Source organism: Serpentinicella alkaliphila (assembly GCF_018141405.1).
Taxonomy (GTDB): Bacteria; Bacillota; Clostridia; order Peptostreptococcales; family Natronincolaceae; genus Serpentinicella; species Serpentinicella alkaliphila.
In genome coordinates this window covers 1,933,034-1,954,019 of record NZ_CP058648.1, presented here as the reverse complement: position 1 = coordinate 1,954,019, position 20,986 = coordinate 1,933,034, and the positions used below count along the sequence as shown (strand labels likewise).

Annotated in this window: 21 protein-coding genes; 2 read left to right on the top strand and 19 right to left on the bottom strand. The window is 31.7% G+C overall.

The genetic code is table 11. The features are described 5' to 3' along the window. Nucleotides 1-3 precede the first annotated feature (3 nt). The 11 genes from rpoN to HZR23_RS09755 form a co-directional block, all read right to left on the bottom strand. Nucleotides 4-1,389: an RNA polymerase factor sigma-54 gene (gene rpoN / locus HZR23_RS09805; protein WP_132848549.1), complete on the bottom strand. Its 1,386-nt coding sequence runs from the start codon at nt 1,387-1,389 to the stop codon at nt 4-6. Nucleotides 1,390-1,509: 120 nt separating this feature from the next. Then, nucleotides 1,510-2,487 (bottom strand): ABC transporter permease, encoded by a 978-nt coding sequence (locus HZR23_RS09800; RefSeq protein ID WP_132848550.1) that lies wholly within the window; start codon nt 2,485-2,487, stop codon nt 1,510-1,512. Further along, nucleotides 2,477-3,586, bottom strand: a complete 1,110-nt coding sequence (locus tag HZR23_RS09795; protein ID WP_243098226.1) for an ABC transporter permease — start codon at nt 3,584-3,586, stop codon at nt 2,477-2,479. Before HZR23_RS09795 ends, HZR23_RS09800 begins: the two co-directional genes overlap by 11 nt. Then, complete coding sequence (locus HZR23_RS09790; protein WP_132848574.1) at nt 3,573-5,078, bottom strand: ABC transporter ATP-binding protein; 1,506 nt, start codon at nt 5,076-5,078, stop codon at nt 3,573-3,575. The genes HZR23_RS09795 and HZR23_RS09790 overlap by 14 nt, the downstream gene beginning before the upstream one ends. Before the next feature lie 228 nt (nt 5,079-5,306). After that, a complete protein-coding gene (locus HZR23_RS09785) occupies nt 5,307-6,341 on the bottom strand; it encodes a BMP family lipoprotein (RefSeq protein ID WP_132848551.1) in 1,035 nt (344 codons plus the stop codon). A 198-nt stretch (nt 6,342-6,539) separates the two neighbouring features. Further along, entirely contained in the window at nt 6,540-7,484 is a 945-nt protein-coding gene (gene trxB / locus HZR23_RS09780; RefSeq protein WP_132848552.1) for a thioredoxin-disulfide reductase, read from the bottom strand. Nucleotides 7,485-7,581: 97 nt separating this feature from the next. Then, nucleotides 7,582-8,430: a DegV family protein gene (locus HZR23_RS09775; RefSeq protein ID WP_132848553.1), complete on the bottom strand. Its 849-nt coding sequence runs from the start codon at nt 8,428-8,430 to the stop codon at nt 7,582-7,584. Nucleotides 8,431-8,486: 56 nt separating this feature from the next. After that, nucleotides 8,487-8,957, bottom strand: coding sequence for a tRNA (uridine(34)/cytosine(34)/5-carboxymethylaminomethyluridine(34)-2'-O)-methyltransferase TrmL (gene trmL / locus HZR23_RS09770; RefSeq protein ID WP_132848554.1), 471 nt, complete (start codon nt 8,955-8,957; stop codon nt 8,487-8,489). Nucleotides 8,958-8,989: 32 nt separating this feature from the next. Continuing rightward, a complete protein-coding gene (locus tag HZR23_RS09765; protein ID WP_132848555.1) occupies nt 8,990-9,889 on the bottom strand; it encodes a diacylglycerol/lipid kinase family protein in 900 nt (299 codons plus the stop codon). Between the two features lie 204 nt (nt 9,890-10,093). Then, nucleotides 10,094-10,417: a hypothetical protein gene (locus HZR23_RS09760; protein ID WP_132848556.1), complete on the bottom strand. Its 324-nt coding sequence runs from the start codon at nt 10,415-10,417 to the stop codon at nt 10,094-10,096. A 98-nt stretch (nt 10,418-10,515) separates the two neighbouring features. Next, nucleotides 10,516-10,986 carry a hypothetical protein gene (locus tag HZR23_RS09755; RefSeq protein WP_132848557.1) on the bottom strand — a complete coding sequence of 157 codons (471 nt, stop codon included), beginning with the start codon at nt 10,984-10,986 and terminating at the stop codon, nt 10,516-10,518. 137 nt (nt 10,987-11,123) lie between these two features. Between HZR23_RS09755 and HZR23_RS09750 the strand changes: the two genes are divergently transcribed. Next, nucleotides 11,124-11,894, top strand: a complete 771-nt coding sequence (locus HZR23_RS09750; protein WP_132848558.1) for an NRDE family protein — start codon at nt 11,124-11,126, stop codon at nt 11,892-11,894. On the opposite strand, the gene HZR23_RS09745 is transcribed toward HZR23_RS09750, so the two are convergent. Beyond that, nucleotides 11,889-13,043: a DUF362 domain-containing protein gene (locus HZR23_RS09745; RefSeq protein WP_132848559.1), complete on the bottom strand. Its 1,155-nt coding sequence runs from the start codon at nt 13,041-13,043 to the stop codon at nt 11,889-11,891. The two genes, HZR23_RS09750 and HZR23_RS09745, sit on opposite strands and share 6 nt — an antisense overlap. Nucleotides 13,044-13,190: 147 nt before the next feature. On the opposite strand from HZR23_RS09745, the gene HZR23_RS09740 reads away from it, so the two are divergent. Beyond that, the gene (locus HZR23_RS09740) at nt 13,191-13,601 is read left to right on the top strand and encodes a Fur family transcriptional regulator (protein WP_132848560.1); all 411 of its coding nucleotides are present in this window, start codon (nt 13,191-13,193) and stop codon (nt 13,599-13,601) included. On the opposite strand, the gene HZR23_RS09735 is transcribed toward HZR23_RS09740, so the two are convergent. The 7 genes from HZR23_RS09735 to HZR23_RS09705 all read right to left on the bottom strand — a co-directional run bounded on the left by HZR23_RS09735 (nt 13,598) and on the right by HZR23_RS09705 (nt 20,986). Then, nucleotides 13,598-14,899 (bottom strand): lipase family alpha/beta hydrolase, encoded by a 1,302-nt coding sequence (locus HZR23_RS09735; RefSeq protein ID WP_132848561.1) that lies wholly within the window; start codon nt 14,897-14,899, stop codon nt 13,598-13,600. The genes HZR23_RS09740 and HZR23_RS09735 overlap by 4 nt on opposite strands. Nucleotides 14,900-14,979: 80 nt before the next feature. Beyond that, entirely contained in the window at nt 14,980-15,504 is a 525-nt protein-coding gene (locus HZR23_RS09730) for a methylated-DNA--[protein]-cysteine S-methyltransferase (protein WP_132848562.1), read from the bottom strand. Next, on the bottom strand, nt 15,497-16,192 hold the full coding sequence (locus HZR23_RS09725) for a DUF2225 domain-containing protein (RefSeq protein WP_132848563.1): 696 nt from the start codon (nt 16,190-16,192) through the stop codon (nt 15,497-15,499). Before HZR23_RS09725 ends, HZR23_RS09730 begins: the two co-directional genes overlap by 8 nt. Before the next feature lie 79 nt (nt 16,193-16,271). Further along, nucleotides 16,272-17,693, bottom strand: coding sequence for a VanW family protein (locus tag HZR23_RS09720; RefSeq protein ID WP_132848564.1), 1,422 nt, complete (start codon nt 17,691-17,693; stop codon nt 16,272-16,274). A gap of 218 nt (nt 17,694-17,911) precedes the next feature. Further along, entirely contained in the window at nt 17,912-18,100 is a 189-nt protein-coding gene (locus tag HZR23_RS09715; RefSeq protein ID WP_132848565.1) for a hypothetical protein, read from the bottom strand. A gap of 29 nt (nt 18,101-18,129) precedes the next feature. Then, nucleotides 18,130-18,918: a hypothetical protein gene (locus HZR23_RS09710; protein ID WP_132848566.1), complete on the bottom strand. Its 789-nt coding sequence runs from the start codon at nt 18,916-18,918 to the stop codon at nt 18,130-18,132. A 76-nt stretch (nt 18,919-18,994) separates the two neighbouring features. Then, nucleotides 18,995-20,986, bottom strand: a complete 1,992-nt coding sequence (locus HZR23_RS09705) for a cell division protein FtsA (RefSeq protein WP_132848567.1) — start codon at nt 20,984-20,986, stop codon at nt 18,995-18,997.

Sequence of the window (20,986 nt, the reverse complement as noted above, 5' to 3'; positions counted from 1 at the left end):
TTATTAATATCTCCTTCTTTTTGATGAAGGGGGGATATTTAAATCATCTCTATATTTTGCTACAGTTCTTCTAGAAATATTTATTCCTTTTATAGCAAGCTGACTTGCAATTTTGTCATCACTCATAGGCTTTAGCGAATCCTCAGAGTCGATTATTTCTCTAATATAGTTTTTAATACTTTCTGCTGCAAATTCCTCACCAGATGAAAATCCTTCTACTCCACTGGAGAAAAAATATTTAAGCTCGAACACACCAATAGGTGTTTCAACATATTTTCCAGTAGTAGCTCTACTAACTGTAGATTCATGTACATTTACTTCATCTGCAACTTCCTTAAGAGTCATAGGTCTTAAATGTTTTTTTCCTTTTTCAAAAAACGCCCTCTGCTTTTTAACTATTGTATTTACAACCTTGTATATGGTTTGTCTCCTTTGTTCAATACTTCTAATTAACCACATTGCAGAGTTAAGCTTATCACTTAAAAACTTAGCAGCCTCTTCATTCTCACTATCATTTAAAATAAGTCCTTTATAATCCTCTCTAATTATTAAACGAGGAACTTTACTATCATTTACTTGTACAATATATTCGTCGCCTATTTTTTTTACTACTACATCTGGGACTACATAATTATTATTTATTGAAGAGAATTTTCTACCAGGTTTCGGCTCTAGAGTTTTTATAAAATCACATATCTCTTGAACCTCTTGAACCTTTAACCCTAACTGCTTAGCAATATAGGGATATTTTTTTGCCCCAACCTCTTGTAAATAGTTTTCAACAATAACATATATATTGTCATCTTTAATATCTAATGCAATTAATTGTAAAAGTAAGCATTCTTTTAAACTTCTTGCTGCAATTCCTGGAGGGTCAAAGGTTTGTATGATCTTTAGAATATTTTCTACAATACTAATATCTTTATTTAGGTCTTTAGAAATCTCCTCAATAGATAAAGATAGATACCCATTTTCATCTAAACTATTGATAATATACTCCCCAATTTCCTTATATTTATAATCTAGTAAAGTAAGATGGTATTGAAATAGTAAATGCTCTTGCAAGGTCGTTTCATTAGACGTTATACATTCAAAGCTAAAATCATTATCTTCATTATGGTTTTGCCCAGTATTAGAATAGTTATTTTCCTCGTTTCGTACATATTCCTTCCAATCTACATTTTTATACTTGTCCTCATTGTCCGCATCAGAATACTTATTATCTTCTCGAGACTCTACTTCCAGTACTGGATTTACTTCCAATTCTTGCTCAATAAAATTTTCCAGCTCCATAGAAGTAAATTGAAGAATCTGTATAGCCTGCTTTAATTGAGGTGTCATTACAAGTTTTTGGGATTGCTCTAGATGTAAGTCGTACCTAACCTTCATTTATATCACCCTTCTAAAGACATTTACCTATATTTGTTATTATATCACTTTATGCATAATTAATAAACACTCTAGAAGTAAATCTGGCATATAAATTGCATGAAATTACTTCTTTAATAATTACTTATCACTTTTTTCATATGGTAATCCAACAGATGCAGGTGCAACGGCCTTACCAACAAAACCAACTAGAACAACTAATGTAATTACATATGGAAGCATGGATAATAAATTTTGAGAAACATCTAACCCAACAGCGGAACCACCTAGATATATTCTTAAGCCAGTTGCAAGTCCGAAAAGTAAACATGCAGCTAATGCACCCTGGGGCTTCCACTTACCAAAAATTACTGCCGCTAATGCTATAAAACCTTGTCCCGATACTAAAGTAGCTCTAAAAGTCGATACAATGGCTAAGCTTAAGGATGCCCCGCCTAGTCCTGCTAAAACACCAGAAGCGATAACACAAAAATATCTTAAACCGTACACATTAACACCTAAAGTATCAGCAGCCTTTGGATGCTCTCCTACTGCTCTTATCCTTAAACCAAATTTTGTTTTATACAGCAAAAACCAAAGAATTGCTACAAGTATAAAGGCTATGTATACTGTTACATATTGATTAAATATTAAATCAACTATAGAATTCCTAGCAAAAACATTCCCAAATCTACCTTGATTATGTAATGATCTAAATATATTACTAAATGGTAATGGCATTTTATTTTCTAATGGTATTAAAGGAGTCATTGTTGCTCCATTAAATATTCTTCTACTTATAAAAAGGGCTAAACCCGGTGCTAAAAAGTTTATTGCTATTCCAGAAACCACTTGATTTGCATGGAAAGTTACTGAGGCAATAGCATGTAATAGTCCGAATATACCACCAGATAATCCTGCTACAAGAAAGGCCAACCAGGGGTTGCCAGTTAAAGCACCAGTTGCTGCCCCAGCAAAAGCACCAATTGTCATCATGCCTTCTAACCCAATGTTTACAACTCCAGATTTTTCAGAAATGACACCACCTAAAGCCGCATATATAAGTGGAGTAGAATACATTAAAGTAATACTAATGATAAGAGCAATATTATTTAACATGTAAATTACCCCCTTTGCCACTTTTTCTACTAGCCTTTCTTAAAATTATTTGTAGCAATTTATAGCTAGCTATGTAAAATATTATTGAGCCAATTACAATATTTATTATTTCTGTCGGTACTCCTATATTTTGCATATTTCTTCCACCATAGTTTATTCCGCCAAATAATATAGCAGAAAACACAACCCCTATAGGAGAATTATTTCCAATCAATGAAACTGCTATTCCATTAAATCCAAAGCCTTCCATAGCGGCTAAAACACTTACCTGCCTTGATACACCCATTACATGGACTGCTCCAGCAGCTCCACTTAACATTCCCGCAATCCCCATAGAAACAATAATATTTCTGTTTACATTAATTCCCCCATATTCTGAGGCATCTCTGTTATATCCTACAGCTCTAAGCTGAAAACCTAGTGTTGTATTAAATAAGATGTAGTGTACAATTATTGCAATTACTAAGGCAATAACTATACCCCAATTAACCTTAACAGCTGGCCCAACTATATCTCTAAGCCATGTAATTGCAATTGAAGCTGTTTCTTGAATTCGATGTGAAGATTCACTAGATGGTCGTCTAAATGCATTGAACTCTAAAGCATAATTGTTTAAATACAGAGCGATCCAATTTAGCATTATTGTTGCAATTACTTCGTGTACTCCGAATTTAGCCTTTAAGTATCCTGCGAAGGATGCCCACAATCCTGCTGCAATCATACCAATTAAAAGTGCAACTGGTATATGAATTATTGCTGGTAGTCTTAAAAAATATCCAGCTAATGTAGTTGCTAGTGCACCTATAATAAACTGTCCCTCAACACCTATATTAAAAAGCCCAGTTCGAAAAGCAAACGCTACAGATAGTCCGGTCAAAATAAGAGGTGTTGATTGTACTATCGTCCAAGCAATTCCCCTAGGAGAACCTAGCATTCCTACAATCATAAGCCTATAAGCCTCAATAGGATTGAATCCTGCTATTGCTAGAATAACTGCCCCTGAGAGTAAACCTAAAATTATTGAAAAAAGGGTTAGCTTAAGGTTTTCATTTAGTATATAATCTATCATCCTAGCTTTAAAATCATTAAATTTTGTCATCTAGTTTTCCCCCTGCCATCATTAATCCTAATTTATTCTCGTCAGCATTTTTAGCATCAACTATACCTACAATCCTACCTTCATATATTATGGCTATACGGTCCGAAACACTAATAACTTCGTCTAATTCTAATGAAACTAATAAAACAGCTTTTCCCTTATCCCTTTGTTCAACTAATGACTTGTGTACAAATTCTATTGCCCCTACGTCCAATCCTCTTGTTGGCTGTGCAGCTATCAATAAATCTGGGTCATTTGTCACTTCCCTAGCAATGATAACCTTTTGTTGATTTCCCCCGGACAGAGCCTTCACCTGTAATTCTTCATTCGTGGGCCTAACATCAAATTTGTTTATTAACTTCTTAGCAAAACTCTTTATTGAATCCTTATTAAGTATATATTTTTTTGAAAATGGCTCTTTTTCAAAATTCTGTAATATTAAATTCTCTGCAATTGTAAAATCTAATACTAATCCTCGCCTTTGTCTATCTTCAGGTATATTAGAAATACCCAAGCTCATAATTTCCTTTGGGGTTTTGTTTCTAATACTTTTACTATTTAACTCTATATCCCCACTTAATACAGGACGTAAACCTGTTAGTACCTCAACTAATTCAGATTGACCATTACCATCTACCCCTGCAATCCCAAGTATTTCTCCGGCTCGGACCTCTAAACTAAGTTCATTTAATGCCCTTAGACCTCTATTATCAGCTGCTACTAAATCTTTAACCTTTAACACTATGTCTCCTACAGTTGTATCTCCCTTTTCAACTACAAAGTTAACTTCTCGACCTACCATCATTGACGCCAAATCGTCTGTAGTTACCTTTTGAACATCTACAGTGTCGATCTGTTTACCCCTTCTAATGACAGTACAAAAATCCGCTGACTCTTTAATTTCTTTTAGCTTATGTGTAATTAGAATTATTGATTTTCCTTGGGAAGTCAGATTTTTCATAATTTGAATTAACTCTTTAATTTCTTGTGGAGTTAATACAGCTGTAGGTTCATCTAAAATTAAAATCTCTGCACCTCTATATAAGGCTTTTAAAATTTCAACCCTCTGCTGCATCCCAACACTTATATCCTGTATTTTAGCTAATGGGTCAACTGTTAAACCATACTTTTCAGAAATTTCCTCTACCTCTTTAATAGCCTTCTTTATGTCAACTTGATTTAGTCCAAAAGTTGGCTCCATACCTAATATAATATTTTCCGTTACTGTAAATGTTGGTATTAGCATAAAGTGTTGATGAACCATTCCAACTCCTTTGGCAATAGCTAGAGCTGGGCTATTTTCTTTTATATGTTCACCTTTTATGTATATTTCCCCATGAGTAGGCTGGTATAATCCGTAGAGCACATTCATTAAGGTTGATTTTCCAGCACCATTTTCTCCAAGAAGTGCGTGTATTTCTCCCTGGTGCAATGTTAGACTTATGGTATCATTAGCAGTAAAATTTCCAAACATCTTTGTTATGTTTTTCATTTCTATAACCTTATTAGAAAAATCAATATTGTTTTTATAATTATCCAATTTAAAACCCCCTAATGCTTAGACTTGTACATATAACTAAATTATACTAAACTGGTAAATATTTAACAACTGAATTTACAACCTTTATTAGGAAAAATAAATGATCTAATTATCTCTTAATAGGATATGGAAATGTTCAAAAAAAATCCCAGCTTTTACACTGGGATATTTGATAGATTTCTATCTTGCATCATATTCTTCTTTATTAGCAGGTATAACTATTTCTCCACTAATAATTTTTTGTTTTTGTTCTTCAACGAAATCTAAAATTTCCTGTGGTACATGTTTGTTTGAAGTTGGTGCGATATCTACTCCACCTTCAGCTAATCCATATACTAAAGTTCTTCCACCTTTGAATGTTCCGTTTTTAAGTTCTTGTGCTATTTCATATACAGCTAAATCTACACCCTTCATTGCTGAAGTAATAACATTATCTGGAGCTAGGTAGTTTTGATCTCTATCAACACCAATAGCCCATTTGTTTTGCTCTCTTGCAGCTTCTATCATACCTGTTCCTGTATCACCAGCAGCGTGGAAAATAATGTCTGCTCCTTGTTGATACATTTGTAGAGCGATAGACTTACCTGCTGCTTGATCATCAAAAGCATTAGCATTTTGATATAAAATTTCAACATCTGGATTTGCATCCTTTAAACCAGCATAAAATCCATACTGGAATCTATGTATTACGTCGATATCCATACCTGCAATAAAACCAACTTTATTAGTTTGAGTCATTTTACCTGCAATTAACCCTACTAAGTAGCTAGCCTCTTGCTCTTTAAATACAACTCCAACAACATTTTCTGGGGTATCGTCACCATAAGCAAAATCAATTACACCAAAAATGTTTTCAGGATAGTTTTCTGAAGCCTCTTTGATAGCTGTCGCCATTTTGAAGCCTACTCCCCAAATAAACTCATAGCCTGCGTCTACTAAATCGTCAATATTTGGCTCATAATCTGCCTCTTGATTTGACTCTCTAAATCCAACTTCAATACCAAGATCAGTATTAGCTTTTTGTAAACCTTCCCATGCAGCTTGATTAAATGATTGATCCTCTACGCCACCTACATCTGTTACCATAGCCACTCTTATTGGTTGTTCCTCTGGTGGTTTTTGTCCTTGATCCTTAGTCTGTCCACCACCACATGCTGCTAATAGGCTTGTTACCATTAATAATGCAATAATTAACGCTAAACTTTTTTTAGACATTGTAATGCCTCCCTTTTTGTTTTATCCCCATAAATCATTTTTATTGTACATAAATCTAGGTAAATTTTCAAGCCATATTTTAGAAATAGTACCTATAAACGCCGTTTTCAAAATTGTTATAATATTCAATAAATTGTAAGCTTATAATTTTTTTTGTTAAAAAGTCCTCTATTATATTTTATTATAAATTAGATAGAATTAATTAAATTTATTTTCAATGTATTTCTCTGCTTGAGTTGCCGCTATAGCACCATCTCCAACAGCCGTAACTACTTGTCTTAAACTTTTAACTCTACAATCCCCTGCGGCAAAAACACCTTCTATGTTAGTTTTCATATTTTCATCAGTTATAATATAATTCGATTCATCCATATTTACAACACCCTTAAACAATTGGGTTTCTGGTAAATACCCAACGAAAACAAATATTCCGAAAGTACCATCGTTCTCATCCGCCTTATACTCAGTTACTTCTCCTGTTTTAAGGTTTTTAAGCTTAATTGATTGAACAAAACCTTCTCCTTTAATTTCTTCCACAGCTGAATCCCAGATGAAGTTAATTTTAGGGTTATTGAAAGCCTTATCCTGGATAGATTTAGCTGCTCTTAATTCATCTCTTCTATGTACAATGGTTACTTTTCTTCCAAATTTAGTAAGATGAATTGCCTCTTCAACAGCAGAGTCTCCACCACCAATAACAAGGATTTCTAAATCAGTAAAAAAGTCTGCATCACAAGTAGCACAATAGGAAACCCCTCTACCAGTAAAATCTTTCTCCCCAGGACAATTTAATAATCTAGGAGATGCTCCAGTTGCAATAATCACACTTTTAGCTTTATATGTTTGTTGTTCACCAACAATTTCTTTAATATCTCCATCTAGTTTAGCTTCTACTACATTGTCTCTTTGAATTTTAACTCCAAACTCCTTGCATTGTTCAACCATCCTATTTGATAATGAATTTCCAGTAGCATTTTCTATAGAACCAGGATAGTTGGCTACTTCCTGAGTATTAGTAATTTGTCCACCTTCTTTTTCCTTTTCTATTACTAAAGTTGTCATTTTAGCTCTTGCAGAATAAAGAGCTGCGCTCAATCCTGCTGGCCCCCCACCAATGATTATTACATCATACATGTTATCCATAATTAATCCTCCTCCATAGTATAAGCTAGTTATATATAAGTGAATTTTCAAAATTCAGGACAATATCTTAAGGAAATTGACCCTATTAACACAATTTTTAGAATTTGTTTTTATAAAAAAGAGCTAAAGTTCCTTTTCCACAATGTGTTCCTATGGTACAACCGATTTCTGCCACAATTATTTCTCTAGGTTTTAATTCATCCATTACACTTTGCTTTAGTTCCTTAAGTCTTTCTGGATTATCTGCATGAGCTATGCAAATAGTATTTTCTTTAAAATCCGCTCCTCTTTCCTTTGCTATTTCTATCATTTTGCTAATAACCTTTTTACTTCCCCTTACCTTATCTAATGGTTCAACTAAGCCATCAACTACAGTTAAAATTGGCTTTATATTTAACATAGTAGCGATAGAAGCTTTCATTGGATTAATTCTTCCGCCCTTTTTAAGGTTTTCCATTGTATCAACTGTAAAGATATGATCAATGCTTTTCTTTAGCTCCTCAAGCCTTTTGCTTATAGTTTGTCTATCAATTCCTTGCTCTACGAGCCTTGCTGCCTCATATACTAACATTCCAGCTCCAAAACAAAGCCCAAGGGAATCAACTAAAGATATTTTATCAGATTCTAACTCATTCTTTGCTATAATTGCTGATTGATGTGTCCCACTAGCCCTTGATGATCCATTAATACAAATAATTTCTTTGCCTTGTCCTAAAACTTCTTTAAATACTTCAGCAAACGTACTTGGTGGTACTTGAGATGTCTTTGGAAGCTCCGGTAAATTACTTATTTTCTCGTAAAATTCTTTAGGTGATATATCTATACTATCCCTGAACTCTTCCCCTCCAAAATTAATTGTTAATGGAGCTACTTTAATATTATATTTCTCTATTATGTCCCTAGGCACATCTGTCATACTATCCGTTATAATTTGAATATTTGACATTGTTTTTTCCCCCTTTTAAAAACATAAATCTATTATATTAAAATATTCAATTGTCACTAATTCATTCCAGGAAAATCCCATTGTCTTAAAACTTCATATACCACTATTGCTACAGAATTTGATAAATTCAAAGAACGGGCCTTCTCTATTTTTAACATAGGTATTCTTATACAAGTCTCTTTATTTTCACCTAAAATTGTTTTCGGTATCCCGGTTGTTTCCTTACCGAACATAATGAAATCATTATCACTATAACTTACATCTGTATATTTATTTTCTACTCTTGTTTCTGCATAGTATATATTTGCTTTAGGATTTTTGGTTAAAAATTCCTCGTAACTATCATAATATGTAAAATCTAATAAGTCCCAATAATCAAGTCCTGCTCTTTTTACCTGTTTTTCATCCAATGAAAAGCCCATAGGACCTATAATATGTAGAGCTGTATTTGTTATAACACATGTTCTAGCAATATTTCCTGTATTTTGTGGAATCTCTGGCTCAAAGAGCACGATATTTAATTTCATATTTCGGTTAAACCTCCTGATTTGCTTATTCCCTAGTATGGATACTTAGAAACAAATATTTTTAATCCCTTCTCCACAACCTCATACTCAACAGGTAATGCCCCACCATATTCACCGTCTATATCTACAACCGCAGAAGAATTTGAAGAAATTCTTATTTTTTTAGTTTTAAAATATTCGATATTTTGACAGCTAGTATGCTGAGCCGTTGAAAAGGCTTTTAAAATAGTTATCATGGATTCAAGAGTTGTATCTCTAATAATAAGACAGTCTAAATAACCATCGTCAAATCTAGCTTCAGGCATAAAGTTTTTAAAACCCCCTATTGAATTTCCATTTGATAAAATAAACAATTGTATATTTTCATTTAAATTTAACTCTTCACTAATAACTTCCGTATGAATTGGATTCATTAATTCCTTAGGTAAAATTTTAATGCCTTCAATAAAGTATGCTAGCCTACCTAAGATAGCCTTATATTCTTTTTTTGTTTCATGGGCCACACTACTTAATAGTCCAAAAGCAGATACATTTACAAAATACTTATCATTTGCCCTTCCCAAATCTATATCCATAGTTAACTCATTCATAATCATATTACAGAAATCTCTAGGTGTTTTGGGTATGTTTAAGGATTTTGCAAAATCATTAACAGTTCCTGTCCCTAGAATTGCGACTGGGATTTTTCGTCCTCCAAGCATAATTCCATTTGCTACTTCATTTAATGTACCATCACCGCCGCAGGCGATAATTGCATCCCAATCTTCGTGGCAGCATTGAATAACCCTATCTCTAGCATCATTCTTCTTTTGTGTAATGAACTTTCCTAAAATATACCCATTATCTAATAATATACTAGTTATATTTTTTACCTTTTCATCAAAAGCCTGCTTACCAGAAGAAGGGTTATAAATAACCATAATCTTCTTCATATAAAATGCACCTTCCATACTTTAATATAAGTCCAAAAAATATTATATTTAAAATTAATACCCATATATTTCTATTATTATACAGTATTTTACCGTTGAAATAAAGAAGTGGAATAGGCATATAATAAACCGTAAAAAAAGGAGTTAATCACTCCTTAAATTTTTTTAACTTATTGTCTAAATTTTATTATACTCTATATTAATTTATTTAGGCTTAAAATTTTTATTTCCTCTCGCAGGAATTTCAGGGGGTTCTATAGATGAAGAAGGAGGGCCTGCTAAAGGATGTCTTGGGGCATGAACAACAGTTATACTATTTAATATAATTTCTTTCTCAATTAACTCACCTTGCTCATTATATCTTTCTCTTATTTCTGCCCTAGGAACTACAACTGTTACTTCATGAGGTATACCAGGATCTGTAATTCTTTTCATTTCAATATATAGGTCTTCAAGTTTTACTTGAATGTAATCTGATTGAGGTACAGCATTTTTCAATAAATTGGTAATAAATGATTTAACAGACATACCGCGCTCTCCTTTCACTAAAGTTTATTCATAGAAATATACAATTGTGACAGGATTGCAAAATAATAATTGAATTTTAAAAGAGCCATAATAAGGCTCTACAATTGATTCCAAACATTTATTGTCTTTACGTCAATTAATTCTATAGGTATAGACCATATATCCCCTTTTTTATTTTTTAAATGACTATGGGAAACTCTTATTAAAAGAAAATATGAGTCATTGTTACCATTTTTTAAGCCTAAGAAATAACCTTGAGTAAAGCCATGGGTTTTTGAACTAAAAGATATTTTGTCATTAAAATTTATTTTAAATATATTATCTATTTCCCAAAATAGTTTATCAGGCTTAATATGCTCAAGCATTTTCTTATTGATTAATTTTTCAATCTCATAATCTGATACATGCCCTCTGCTTCCCTCAATTTTTTCATATATTAGTTTCTTAGCCTTCTCCTGCTTACTAATATTTATATAATTGTATAATACTATACAACTTAAGCCAGTAAAAAATAAAATTATCCATTCATAAATTTTTAGCTTAGCTAGTTCAGTAATAATACTATTCATTAAATACACCCTTTAATTTTATTTTTTAAATTAATTTACAACATTATTATAATATTAAAATTATGAAAAAAAGTAAACATTTTGATATAATTATATTTAACTAAGATTCCAATACAATTGAAAGGTGATTGAAAAAAATGTGTATAGTTCTTTTTTCATACAAGATACATCCAAAATATAAACTTATTATTACATCAAACAGAGATGAATTTTATAAACGCCCTACTATGCAAGCTGAATTTTGGGAGGACAACCCAAATATTCTAGCAGGTAGAGATCTTGAAAAAGGTGGTACATGGTTAGGTATAACAAAGGAAGGGAGGTTCGCAACACTCACTAATTATAGGGACCCTTCTAGTATGAATAAAAATGGCAACTCTAGGGGGCATCTGGTTAGTACTTATCTTGAAAGTAATATCCCCCCCAGAGATTACCTAGAGCAAATACAAAGCTCAAATATATCATATAATGGTTTTAATCTTTTAGTAGGTGATCAATCCGAATTATTTTATTATTCACGACAAAATAATGAAATAACCAAAATAGAACCTGGAATACACGGTTTAAGTAATCATTCACTAAATACCCCTTGGCCTAAAGTTATACTAGGTACTACTATGCTTAAAGACGCAGTGGCAAATAAATTTAGTCATCATAAGCTGTTTAACATTTTAAAAAATAATTCTATAGCTAAAGATGAAGACTTACCGGACACAAAGGTTGGTATCGAACTTGAGCGTTTACTATCTCCTATTTTTATTGATAGCCCACAGTATGGTACTAGATCAATGACAGTAATAACTGTAGACTATAATGATGAAGTAACTTTTATTGAAAAAGCCCTAGATACTGAAACTAAACAATGGAATGAATCCTTCTTTTGTTTTAAAGTGCAAAAGGCCCTATAGTCTAGCCAAAAGTTTCATTAGAATTGGACGATGTATTTCAACCGCCTTAACAGGACATAGTTCCTGACAGCAAAAACATCTAATACATTCGTCTAGTTTTGCCTCTGGCCTGTTATTCTTCATAGATATTATTGCAGGTGGGCAGCTTTCAGCACAATCCCTACAGCCTATACATCTATTATGTATAAATACAGGTTTAGGTTGAAGTAATTCATTTATTATATCTCTAATGAATTTTGGTAGCTTACCCTCTAATAGATCTAAGCTCCTTATTTCAGGGACAATATAATTATTAATTACAAAGCTGTTATAATCATCTCCTAGCAACTCTATATCTTCAAATGTTCCTCCACAAAGATTTCTTTCAACACACCTTTGAATAGTTGGAACTTTTGATGCATTTATTCCTATAATAGAACTAGCAACAACATCTAGGTGATACGGACTTGAAGATGCTATCACAACTCCAACCGCTCTAGGATTCCCGGCACTAGGTCCTGCTCCTTCCATGCCTACTATTCCATCCATGAAGGATAATATAGGATTAGCAGCTATGCATATATCCACTAATGCATTGGAAAAATCAACATTGTTAGGCATTCTTACATGGTATTCTGCCTTTTCTAGTCCTGCAACAATTCCAAACATGTTTTTAACTGCCCCAGTAAACAACATCATGCCATGGGTTTTCAATTTAGAGACTGAAATAACTTTGTCAACCTTATTAATAAGCTCTATGGCAGTAATTTTCTTTAATATTAGTCCATTCTCGTTTTTAATTTCAACTGTATTAGTGTTATAATTTAGGGTAGCACCTACTTCCATTGCAATTTCTTCTATACCGCATGCTTTATATACCCCTCTTAAAATATTTTCATTAAAAGGGCCACCGGGACTATCCCCAATAATAACTTCTGCACCATATTCTATTAATACCTCAGCTAAGGCTTTTGTAAACACCGGATGAGTAGTAGTTGCATCTTCAGGCTTCTTTTTCATTAAAAGATTTAATTTAAGTAAAACTCTATCACCTGATGAAATATATTTATTTATTCCACCTAGGTTTTCGAATGAATTTAAAATTGCTTTCTTAACCATTTTATAATCATATTCATTGCATCTAATTAGAGAAACTCTTTCTTTTTTCATATGTACTTCCTTTCTAAATTCAAACTTTTTCCATTATTGTTTTAATAATAGTATTTACATTTTTATGGAAAGCTTATATAATGGACGTAACTAGTTTGTTAAAATTTTATTCAACGTTGTTAAATATTTGTTAAGGGTGTTTATATTATGAGTTGTGTAGTCACTACCTTAAAATCGAAAAAATGTAAAATCACTCCTCAACGATTGGCCATTTATAACATTATAAAAAAGAGTCAGGATCATTTAAATGCAGAATCTATATATAGAATGTTAATTGAAGACTATCCATCTATTAGTTTAGCTACTGTGTATAAGTCATTAGAGTTATTCTCCGAAATAGGATTAATTCAAGTAATTAATATTGGCGAAAATAGCTTTAGATACGACTCCAATCCAGTAAGTCACCCACATCTGGTATGCACTAGCTGCCTGACTGTCGTAGATTTAAATGAAGATCTATTTCCTAAATTAACTAGCCTCATAGAACAAAGCACACATTATATTATAACAAAACAACAATTGTGCTTTTACGGCATTTGTCCTGAATGTATTTCCTAGAACACTTGTATTTCAAGTGTTTTATTTTTGCTTATTAAAGTGCCATATTCTTTTTCTAGGCTATCTGTAATTACTAGGACATTTACTTCTTCTAAATCTAATTCTTTTATTTCAATGATATATTCACCTTTTGGTATTCCCTTTAAAATAAGCCATCTATATTTAGGCTCAAATCTCTCATATATATGTTCGTATTTCGTATACACAGTATCACTAACAATTCTTAATAGGACCTCATTACTTTTTTTGTTTTTTATTTGAATATTTGCATTACCTTCTAATAGAAAATGTATATGATTATACTCATCCACTTCTATAAAACTATCTCTAGTTATATTATCCTTAATATTATATATACCCATTATTGGACTTAAGGAAGCTTCAACAATTTGGTGATGATTTTTGTTCAATGAATAATAACTTATACCATCAAGCTGTGCACTATAGCTAGTAACAGTACCATCCCCTTCATTTGTATAAACAATATCTGTAATTTCTTCTTTTTTTGAGTTTACAAAGCTTTCTTGCTTTAATAATAGATATTGTTCTGTTTCAAATCCATCTCCGACAATACAATATGTATTGTTCGTCCCATATTTCAATAGGTAACTCCAGTAGTTTAACCTATCTAGTAAGTTGTTTTTATATTTCGAATACATTGTTGGAACCGTAATAAGCTCATTTTCCTTAAAAAAGCACATACAAGGACCATAATCATATGAGGGTATTAATTCCTTTACAGAAGGAAACATTCTATGTATTTTCTTTAAATTATCTACTCCCAATGAAAAATTCATCATCTTTTGTAATAACCAAAGATAACCTTTAGATAATATTTGTTGAACTCCTCTTTTTTTATCTTTACTTCCAATAAAATCTCCATTGCTCCAAAAATAATATGCTGAAATAGCTCCTTTATTAGGTGTACCAATCATTATTAATTTATCAATGTCTTTTCTATAGTAATAGTTTTGTATGTACGTTCTCGCCACTATTCCACCCATACTATGACAAATAATATCTATTTTTTTACTAATATTCCTCTGCTTAATTTGATCTATAAGAGGTATCAAATATTTTCTAGCTGAATCTACATTAGATTTTCTCCAGTCGTAGTAGCATATAAACAAATCCTTACCTAGTTCATACCCAATTTTCTGCAACCCCTTAATAAAAGGACTATAAATTAATTGGGCAACTCCAAATCCCCATCTGCCCGTACCAGGTATTATTTCATCACCCATAGATCCCATTATACCGGGGATAAAAATTATTGGATTCCTTTCAATTGTTTTCAAACTAAAACCCCCTATTCAAATAAACGTCTTATAAATATTTATGCGTTTATTTAAGGAGGCATACAATTTAAATAATTAATTTAAATTTTTATTTTATCATTTAAGCACCTTATGCCCTCAATGGCCAATAATTGTTTTTTTATCTCGATACCTCCAGCATACCCTACAAGGGCACCGTTTGAACCAATAATTCTATGACATGGAACTACAATCGGCAGTCTATTTTTATTATTTGCCATACCTACAGCTCTAGTTGCCTTTTCATTTTCTATCCTAAGAGCTATATCTTTATATGTAGCAATTTGTCCAAATGGGACCTTCATTAATTCAGCCCATACTTTTTTCTGAAAATCAGTGCCTTTGAGTATAACTGGGAATGAAAATTCTTTTCTTCTGCCCATAAAATATTCCTCAAGCTGTATAGCCACCTCTTTATTTGCTAAAGAATCTTCCTTAAGCGTATACTCCCTAAAATGCTTATTAGAATCTTTAATAAAATCTTCCTTTTTTTCATTTAACCCTATAGAAATAACCCCTTCACTACAAGAGGCTAACCATAAGTTCATATTCGAAATGTTTAAATTACTATAGTAAATGTTAGGCATTTTGTTTCATTTCCTTATGTGATTTATATTGTTCCCTTGCTAAGCTCCATTGCTCCCTAGCCCTAATCTGTAGAAGTCTATGTCTTCTAATATCAGGGTTATCTAAAGCCTTAGAATACCAAACAACAGATTTTTTTGGGTCTCCCAACCTTCTACTCAGTTCTCCTATTAGATAGGCTAGATTAACTTCATCTAAGCTCGCAATCGGGAATCGTTCATTTTGATAAGCATCTTCCAAAAGGTCTAAGGCATATTTTAAAAATGCAAATTCTCTTTTATCATTTTGCTCTCTATAAATCCAAGCTAGCTTTAAACACAACCCCCCTATATATCCCTTTGGTTTTTTCATTAGCTGTCCATTGAGTATAGCTAGCTTGTACACTTCTTCAGCCTCCCTATGTCCTCTAATTCCACCAAAGTCCCTTTTACTCCACTTGCCTCTAATACTTTTTTCCAATATTTCTTTCCCTATTTTACTTAAATTATTAAATTCACTCTCTGAGGAGCTATAGCCACACTCTGGACAAGTAAAAATATGATAGTATATTGGATTAATATCCTTATATGTAACACAAAAGTCATCATCTCTTTTAACGACTTTCAAAAACCTTGTCCTAACTTTTTTCGTTTTAAATTTATTCCTACACAATGGACATTGGACATCCTTGTCATATAAAAAATGCTCCATGGCTCTCCTCCTCTTTTATTATTTAATAACATTATACCAAAAATGCATAAAATTAACTATATGTAAATAGGCCATAGATCTAATAATCTATGACCTCTGACTCATTTATATTTACTTGTTCTATATCCTGTTCGTTATTTTTAACATCTACTGGTCTTGCCCCTTCTATTATTTCCCCATGTATTGGATTATAATAATCTCTGGAAATATGCTCTCGCCTAACCTGTACTCCTGACTCATAGTAAACCTTATATGTATCTACTCTATATCCATTTTTAGCCTCTTGAATAACTTTCTTTTCCCCTATATTCATATTAGGGTCCTTTTTAACTTCAATCCTTGGACTTATTACCTCTGTTATTTGTGAATGAAGATCTATTGATGTATTGGTACTACCTTTCTTCTGTCCATATATCCCCACAAACAGGGAGTCCCCCTGTACTTTACTTTCTATGTATATAGGATAGGTTTTATTGTTTTGAAATTTGAAATCTATATAATTATCCGTGACTGTTGCATCATGACCAAGAGGAACATAGACAACAGGTAGAGAATGATTTCTTCTTTCAACTATAGCTAAATCACTTCTGATTACAGCATTATATAAAGTAGTAGAAACTTGGCAAACACCTCCACCTACTCCCGGTACAAATTTTCCATTTGAAATTATTGGGGCTTCATGGTATCCGCCTGCTTTACTTCTTGATCCAGTAATATTATTAAATGAAAAAACTTCCATAGGCATTAATAATGTTCCATTTACTCTATTTGCAGCCACTTCAATATTTCTTACTCTACCAACAATTTGTGGATTAAAAGATGTTTTATATTCACTTACTAAATGATCTATAGCTCTAAGCTGCTCCTTAGTTATATTTGGCATAACATTATCTATACTTATCTCTACATCTAAACCATCTAAACCCTCAAAGCCAATTAAAATATTTTCCTTTGTTTTCCCTTTATTTACAATAACTCCTGATATCTCTTCGACTATTGCAAAACCATTGCTATTTTTTTGTATACTAGCGTTAACTGGCTCTCGATTTATTTCAGAACTGATTCTTTCAATTAATTCATTTAGCCTCATTTCATTATATGTCGATTTTAGTGGCACTACTATAGGCTCTGTTCTTAAGGAAAAAATCTCTTTTATGCTTTCAATAACACTAATATTTCGTCCAATTTTATGTGCTTCTTTGATAGATTCTTTATATTTATATGTATAATCTATATTTTCAGCTTTTATAAGCAATTTGTAGTTTTCATGAACTAAATTTAATTTCATAGTTTCTAACTTGTTTTTATAAATGCTAGTTAATTTTTCTTCCGCATCTTTAACTGTTAACCCACTAACATCCACATCATTAATGTATATATTTGAATATATCGTGTCCTTTGATAATAATGCTGAGGTAAATATAATGAAAATAGCAGCTATTAAGCAAAGGATACTAATAGTTGTTATTATTTTCTTTTTGTTCATTCTGATTAATTCCATGGTGTACCCCCTACTATTTTAATGGATTAATATATTTTTCCAATAATTATAAAACTTATTAATGTTTATTATTACTTTTAAAATTTTATGACCTCAATTTAGATTTTGGATTAAAATTATAAAACAAAAAATACAAAGGTATTTACTTTTTATTTAAGTAAATACCTTTCAGATATTGTGTTGATTTTATTAGTGTTTATCTCGGAGAATAATTTATATTAACCCATACTGCTAATTTCATTTGTTATTAGGGATTTTGAAATATGCATAGCCTTAATAATATTCTTAAAGCGACTATGATGAGATGTACCCTCAGCAAATTTCAGCTGCCCTTTTTCACATTTACTAATTATCGAAGATATAGGGCGCAAAGCTTCTACTAATTCTTCTTTTGTATATTTGCCCAAAATCGGTCAACACTTAATTTAAAACATAGCTAATTTTGGATTGTTTTTACTAGCTTACCTAGTTCATATCTATAGAATTCAGATTTATCATTATTACCCGTTTCTATTATCCAGCTTCCATCCTGTATACTTTTATGTTCAGAAGTTACCTGGTTATTATATAAATTTGCATAAATATTATTTGTCGATTCAGTAACGCTAGCTTTTACAAAGAATTCTCCATTCCATCTATATATATCAACAAAGCCTGGCATACTTCCAGTGGAAACACCAATATACTCATTTACTCCATCTCCATCTAAATCAACTATATAAGGGGTTCCCATTGTAAGTAGATTAATCCATTGTTCATCATTTGCATCGTAAGAAATTATTTTAAGTTCCGCATAGGTTGAACCTAAACTTCCTATTAACTGTAGTTCATTTCTGCCATCCTTAGTTACATCAACTAAATTAATATTTTGATCCTCAACTCCATAGGCTGATATAACATTAACCTCATAAAACTTGTTATTGTGTTCTATAAACCCATACACTTCTCCACTTTCTGTTTCATCATTTTTTGCGTATACATGTAGACTTCCATTAAAGCATTTTAATTCTATTGTATCTACATACTTGAATTCATCAGTTATTTCTACCTCTTTTAATGGTTCTATTTCAACTGGTTTAAACACTAAATCTATCGTTTGTTTACTGTTGTCACTACTAATTACTGAACTATCTTTTCTAGAATTTACCAACATAACAGTTGACACTAAAAGTACAATTAGTACTAATGAAACTATCGATAAGTAATTCCTTTTAGACGTATTCATAATTATACTCTCCTTTAATGTAGTAATAGATTATATAATGCCATTTCACCACTAAAAATTAAAGAAATAATTAATACTACTGTGCCTTTTCCCAATAAACTTCTATATAATCTCCGTCTTCTAACTTATCTGTATAATTAGCATATCTTCCATTATGTCTTAATATTAGTTTTCCTTGAACCTTTGATCTGTCAAAATCTATAAAGTTAAAAATATCAACAAAATAAATTTCATCTTTCACACAAGGAATTTTAACATGATCTCCATTACAATTAATGATTATATGCTCACTATAATCGTTGCTATCTTTAGTTAGTTCTAATTTTTGATCTTTATTAATAACAACTACACGATCATTTTTGTTTATTTCCGTATTTTTATCTACTATCTTACCATTTATATAGATATTATATACATTTAGATCAATTTCTCTTGAATCACACAGTTCTTCTACGTTTCTTATTTTATTATATTCAATTTTATCACCATCTGATAAAACTTGTTTTTCATTTATCCCCTTCCCATTTAAAGTTATATTATATACAAAATCTATATATTGACCATTTAAAATAAAACCATCTTCTTTTTTAATAACATTTTCTAATCTTTGTGAAGGCGGTTTTCCTGGCTGAGCAGGAATAATATTAATATTGTCTCTATCTTTTATTACTGTGTCAAGGCTACTCACCTGTTCATTTACATATATTTTTGCAGGCTCACCATACTCACCATAAAAAATTTCTTTTTGTCCGTTTATATAAACAGTAATTGCTTGTCCTTTTTTTGGAATTAAATCCCTTGGATTAAATCCAGCGATTATTAAAGCATCGCTTACTTTTAATTTTTTAGATTGAAATAGTTTAATTTGGTTTTTATTTACTTTTATTGTAATAAAATCTGTCATTCTATTTTTAATAGCTTTAACTAATATTCCTACAGGGGTAATCCCTTCTGGCCCTATTAATGTAGAGCTATCATGTATTAGGTTTTGAATTGTCTCTATGCCTCTTACTGCAACCCGCTCTTTAAGAATACCTAAATGCCCAGATATTATCTCTGGTAACCTAGGAATTTGGCTTCCACCACCTATTAAAAACACAGCACTAGGAGGCTTACCATTTTGCTTTAAAATACTATCTGCTATTTCTTTACCTACAAGTTCAATGGATTCTTCTACAGTATCTAATATCTCATTAGATTCTACTTCTCTAGTAAAACCTAAAATGTCAGTTAAATTTTGTATTTTTTCTTTATTTAAATTACACTTTAGTACTTCAGCAGAGTCAAAATCCATTAAATATCCCTTAGCTATTGCTTCAGTTATTTCGTCTCCAGCAGTTGATGTCATAGCATATCCAATTATTGTTCCGTCTTTTGTTATAGCTATATCCGATGTCCCTGCTCCTATATCTACTAAAGCGATATTTAGTAATCTTACATTCTGTGGTACTGCAACCTCAATAGCCGCTATTGGCTCTAGGGTAATAAAGGATATTTCTAGCCCTACTTTAGACATTACTGAATGTAATCCATCCACAACTATTTGTGGTAAAAAAGTAGCAATAATATCTGCCCTAAGGATTTCACCCCTATGACCTAATGGATTAGTAATCAATGCATCATTTAGAAAATAATTCTTTATTGTGTAACCTACGCATAAATAATCCTTATCATTAACTTCCGTATCTTTAATTGAATTCTGTGCTTTTTGTAGGCCCTCTATTTCTAATGTATTTATTAGATGTCTGTCAATCTCTCTATTTAAATCTATATTTTTCTCGATTGTAACGTGACATGTTTTTAACGATCTTCCAGCTGCTGCTACAGCAACCTCATCAAGCCTAAAACCTGACTGATTCTCTAAATTGTCTTTTACGGTTTTAACAATTTTAGAAACCCCATCAATATCGTGTATTTGACCATCATACATTACTCTGTCTCGATGGAATTCCATTGCGGAGTAATGTACGATTATTCTATTATCTTCAATAGTCCCTAGTAACCCTACTATACTTCTAGTGCCAATATCTAATGCAAAAACCATAGACCCATTATTTAAATTTTCCAT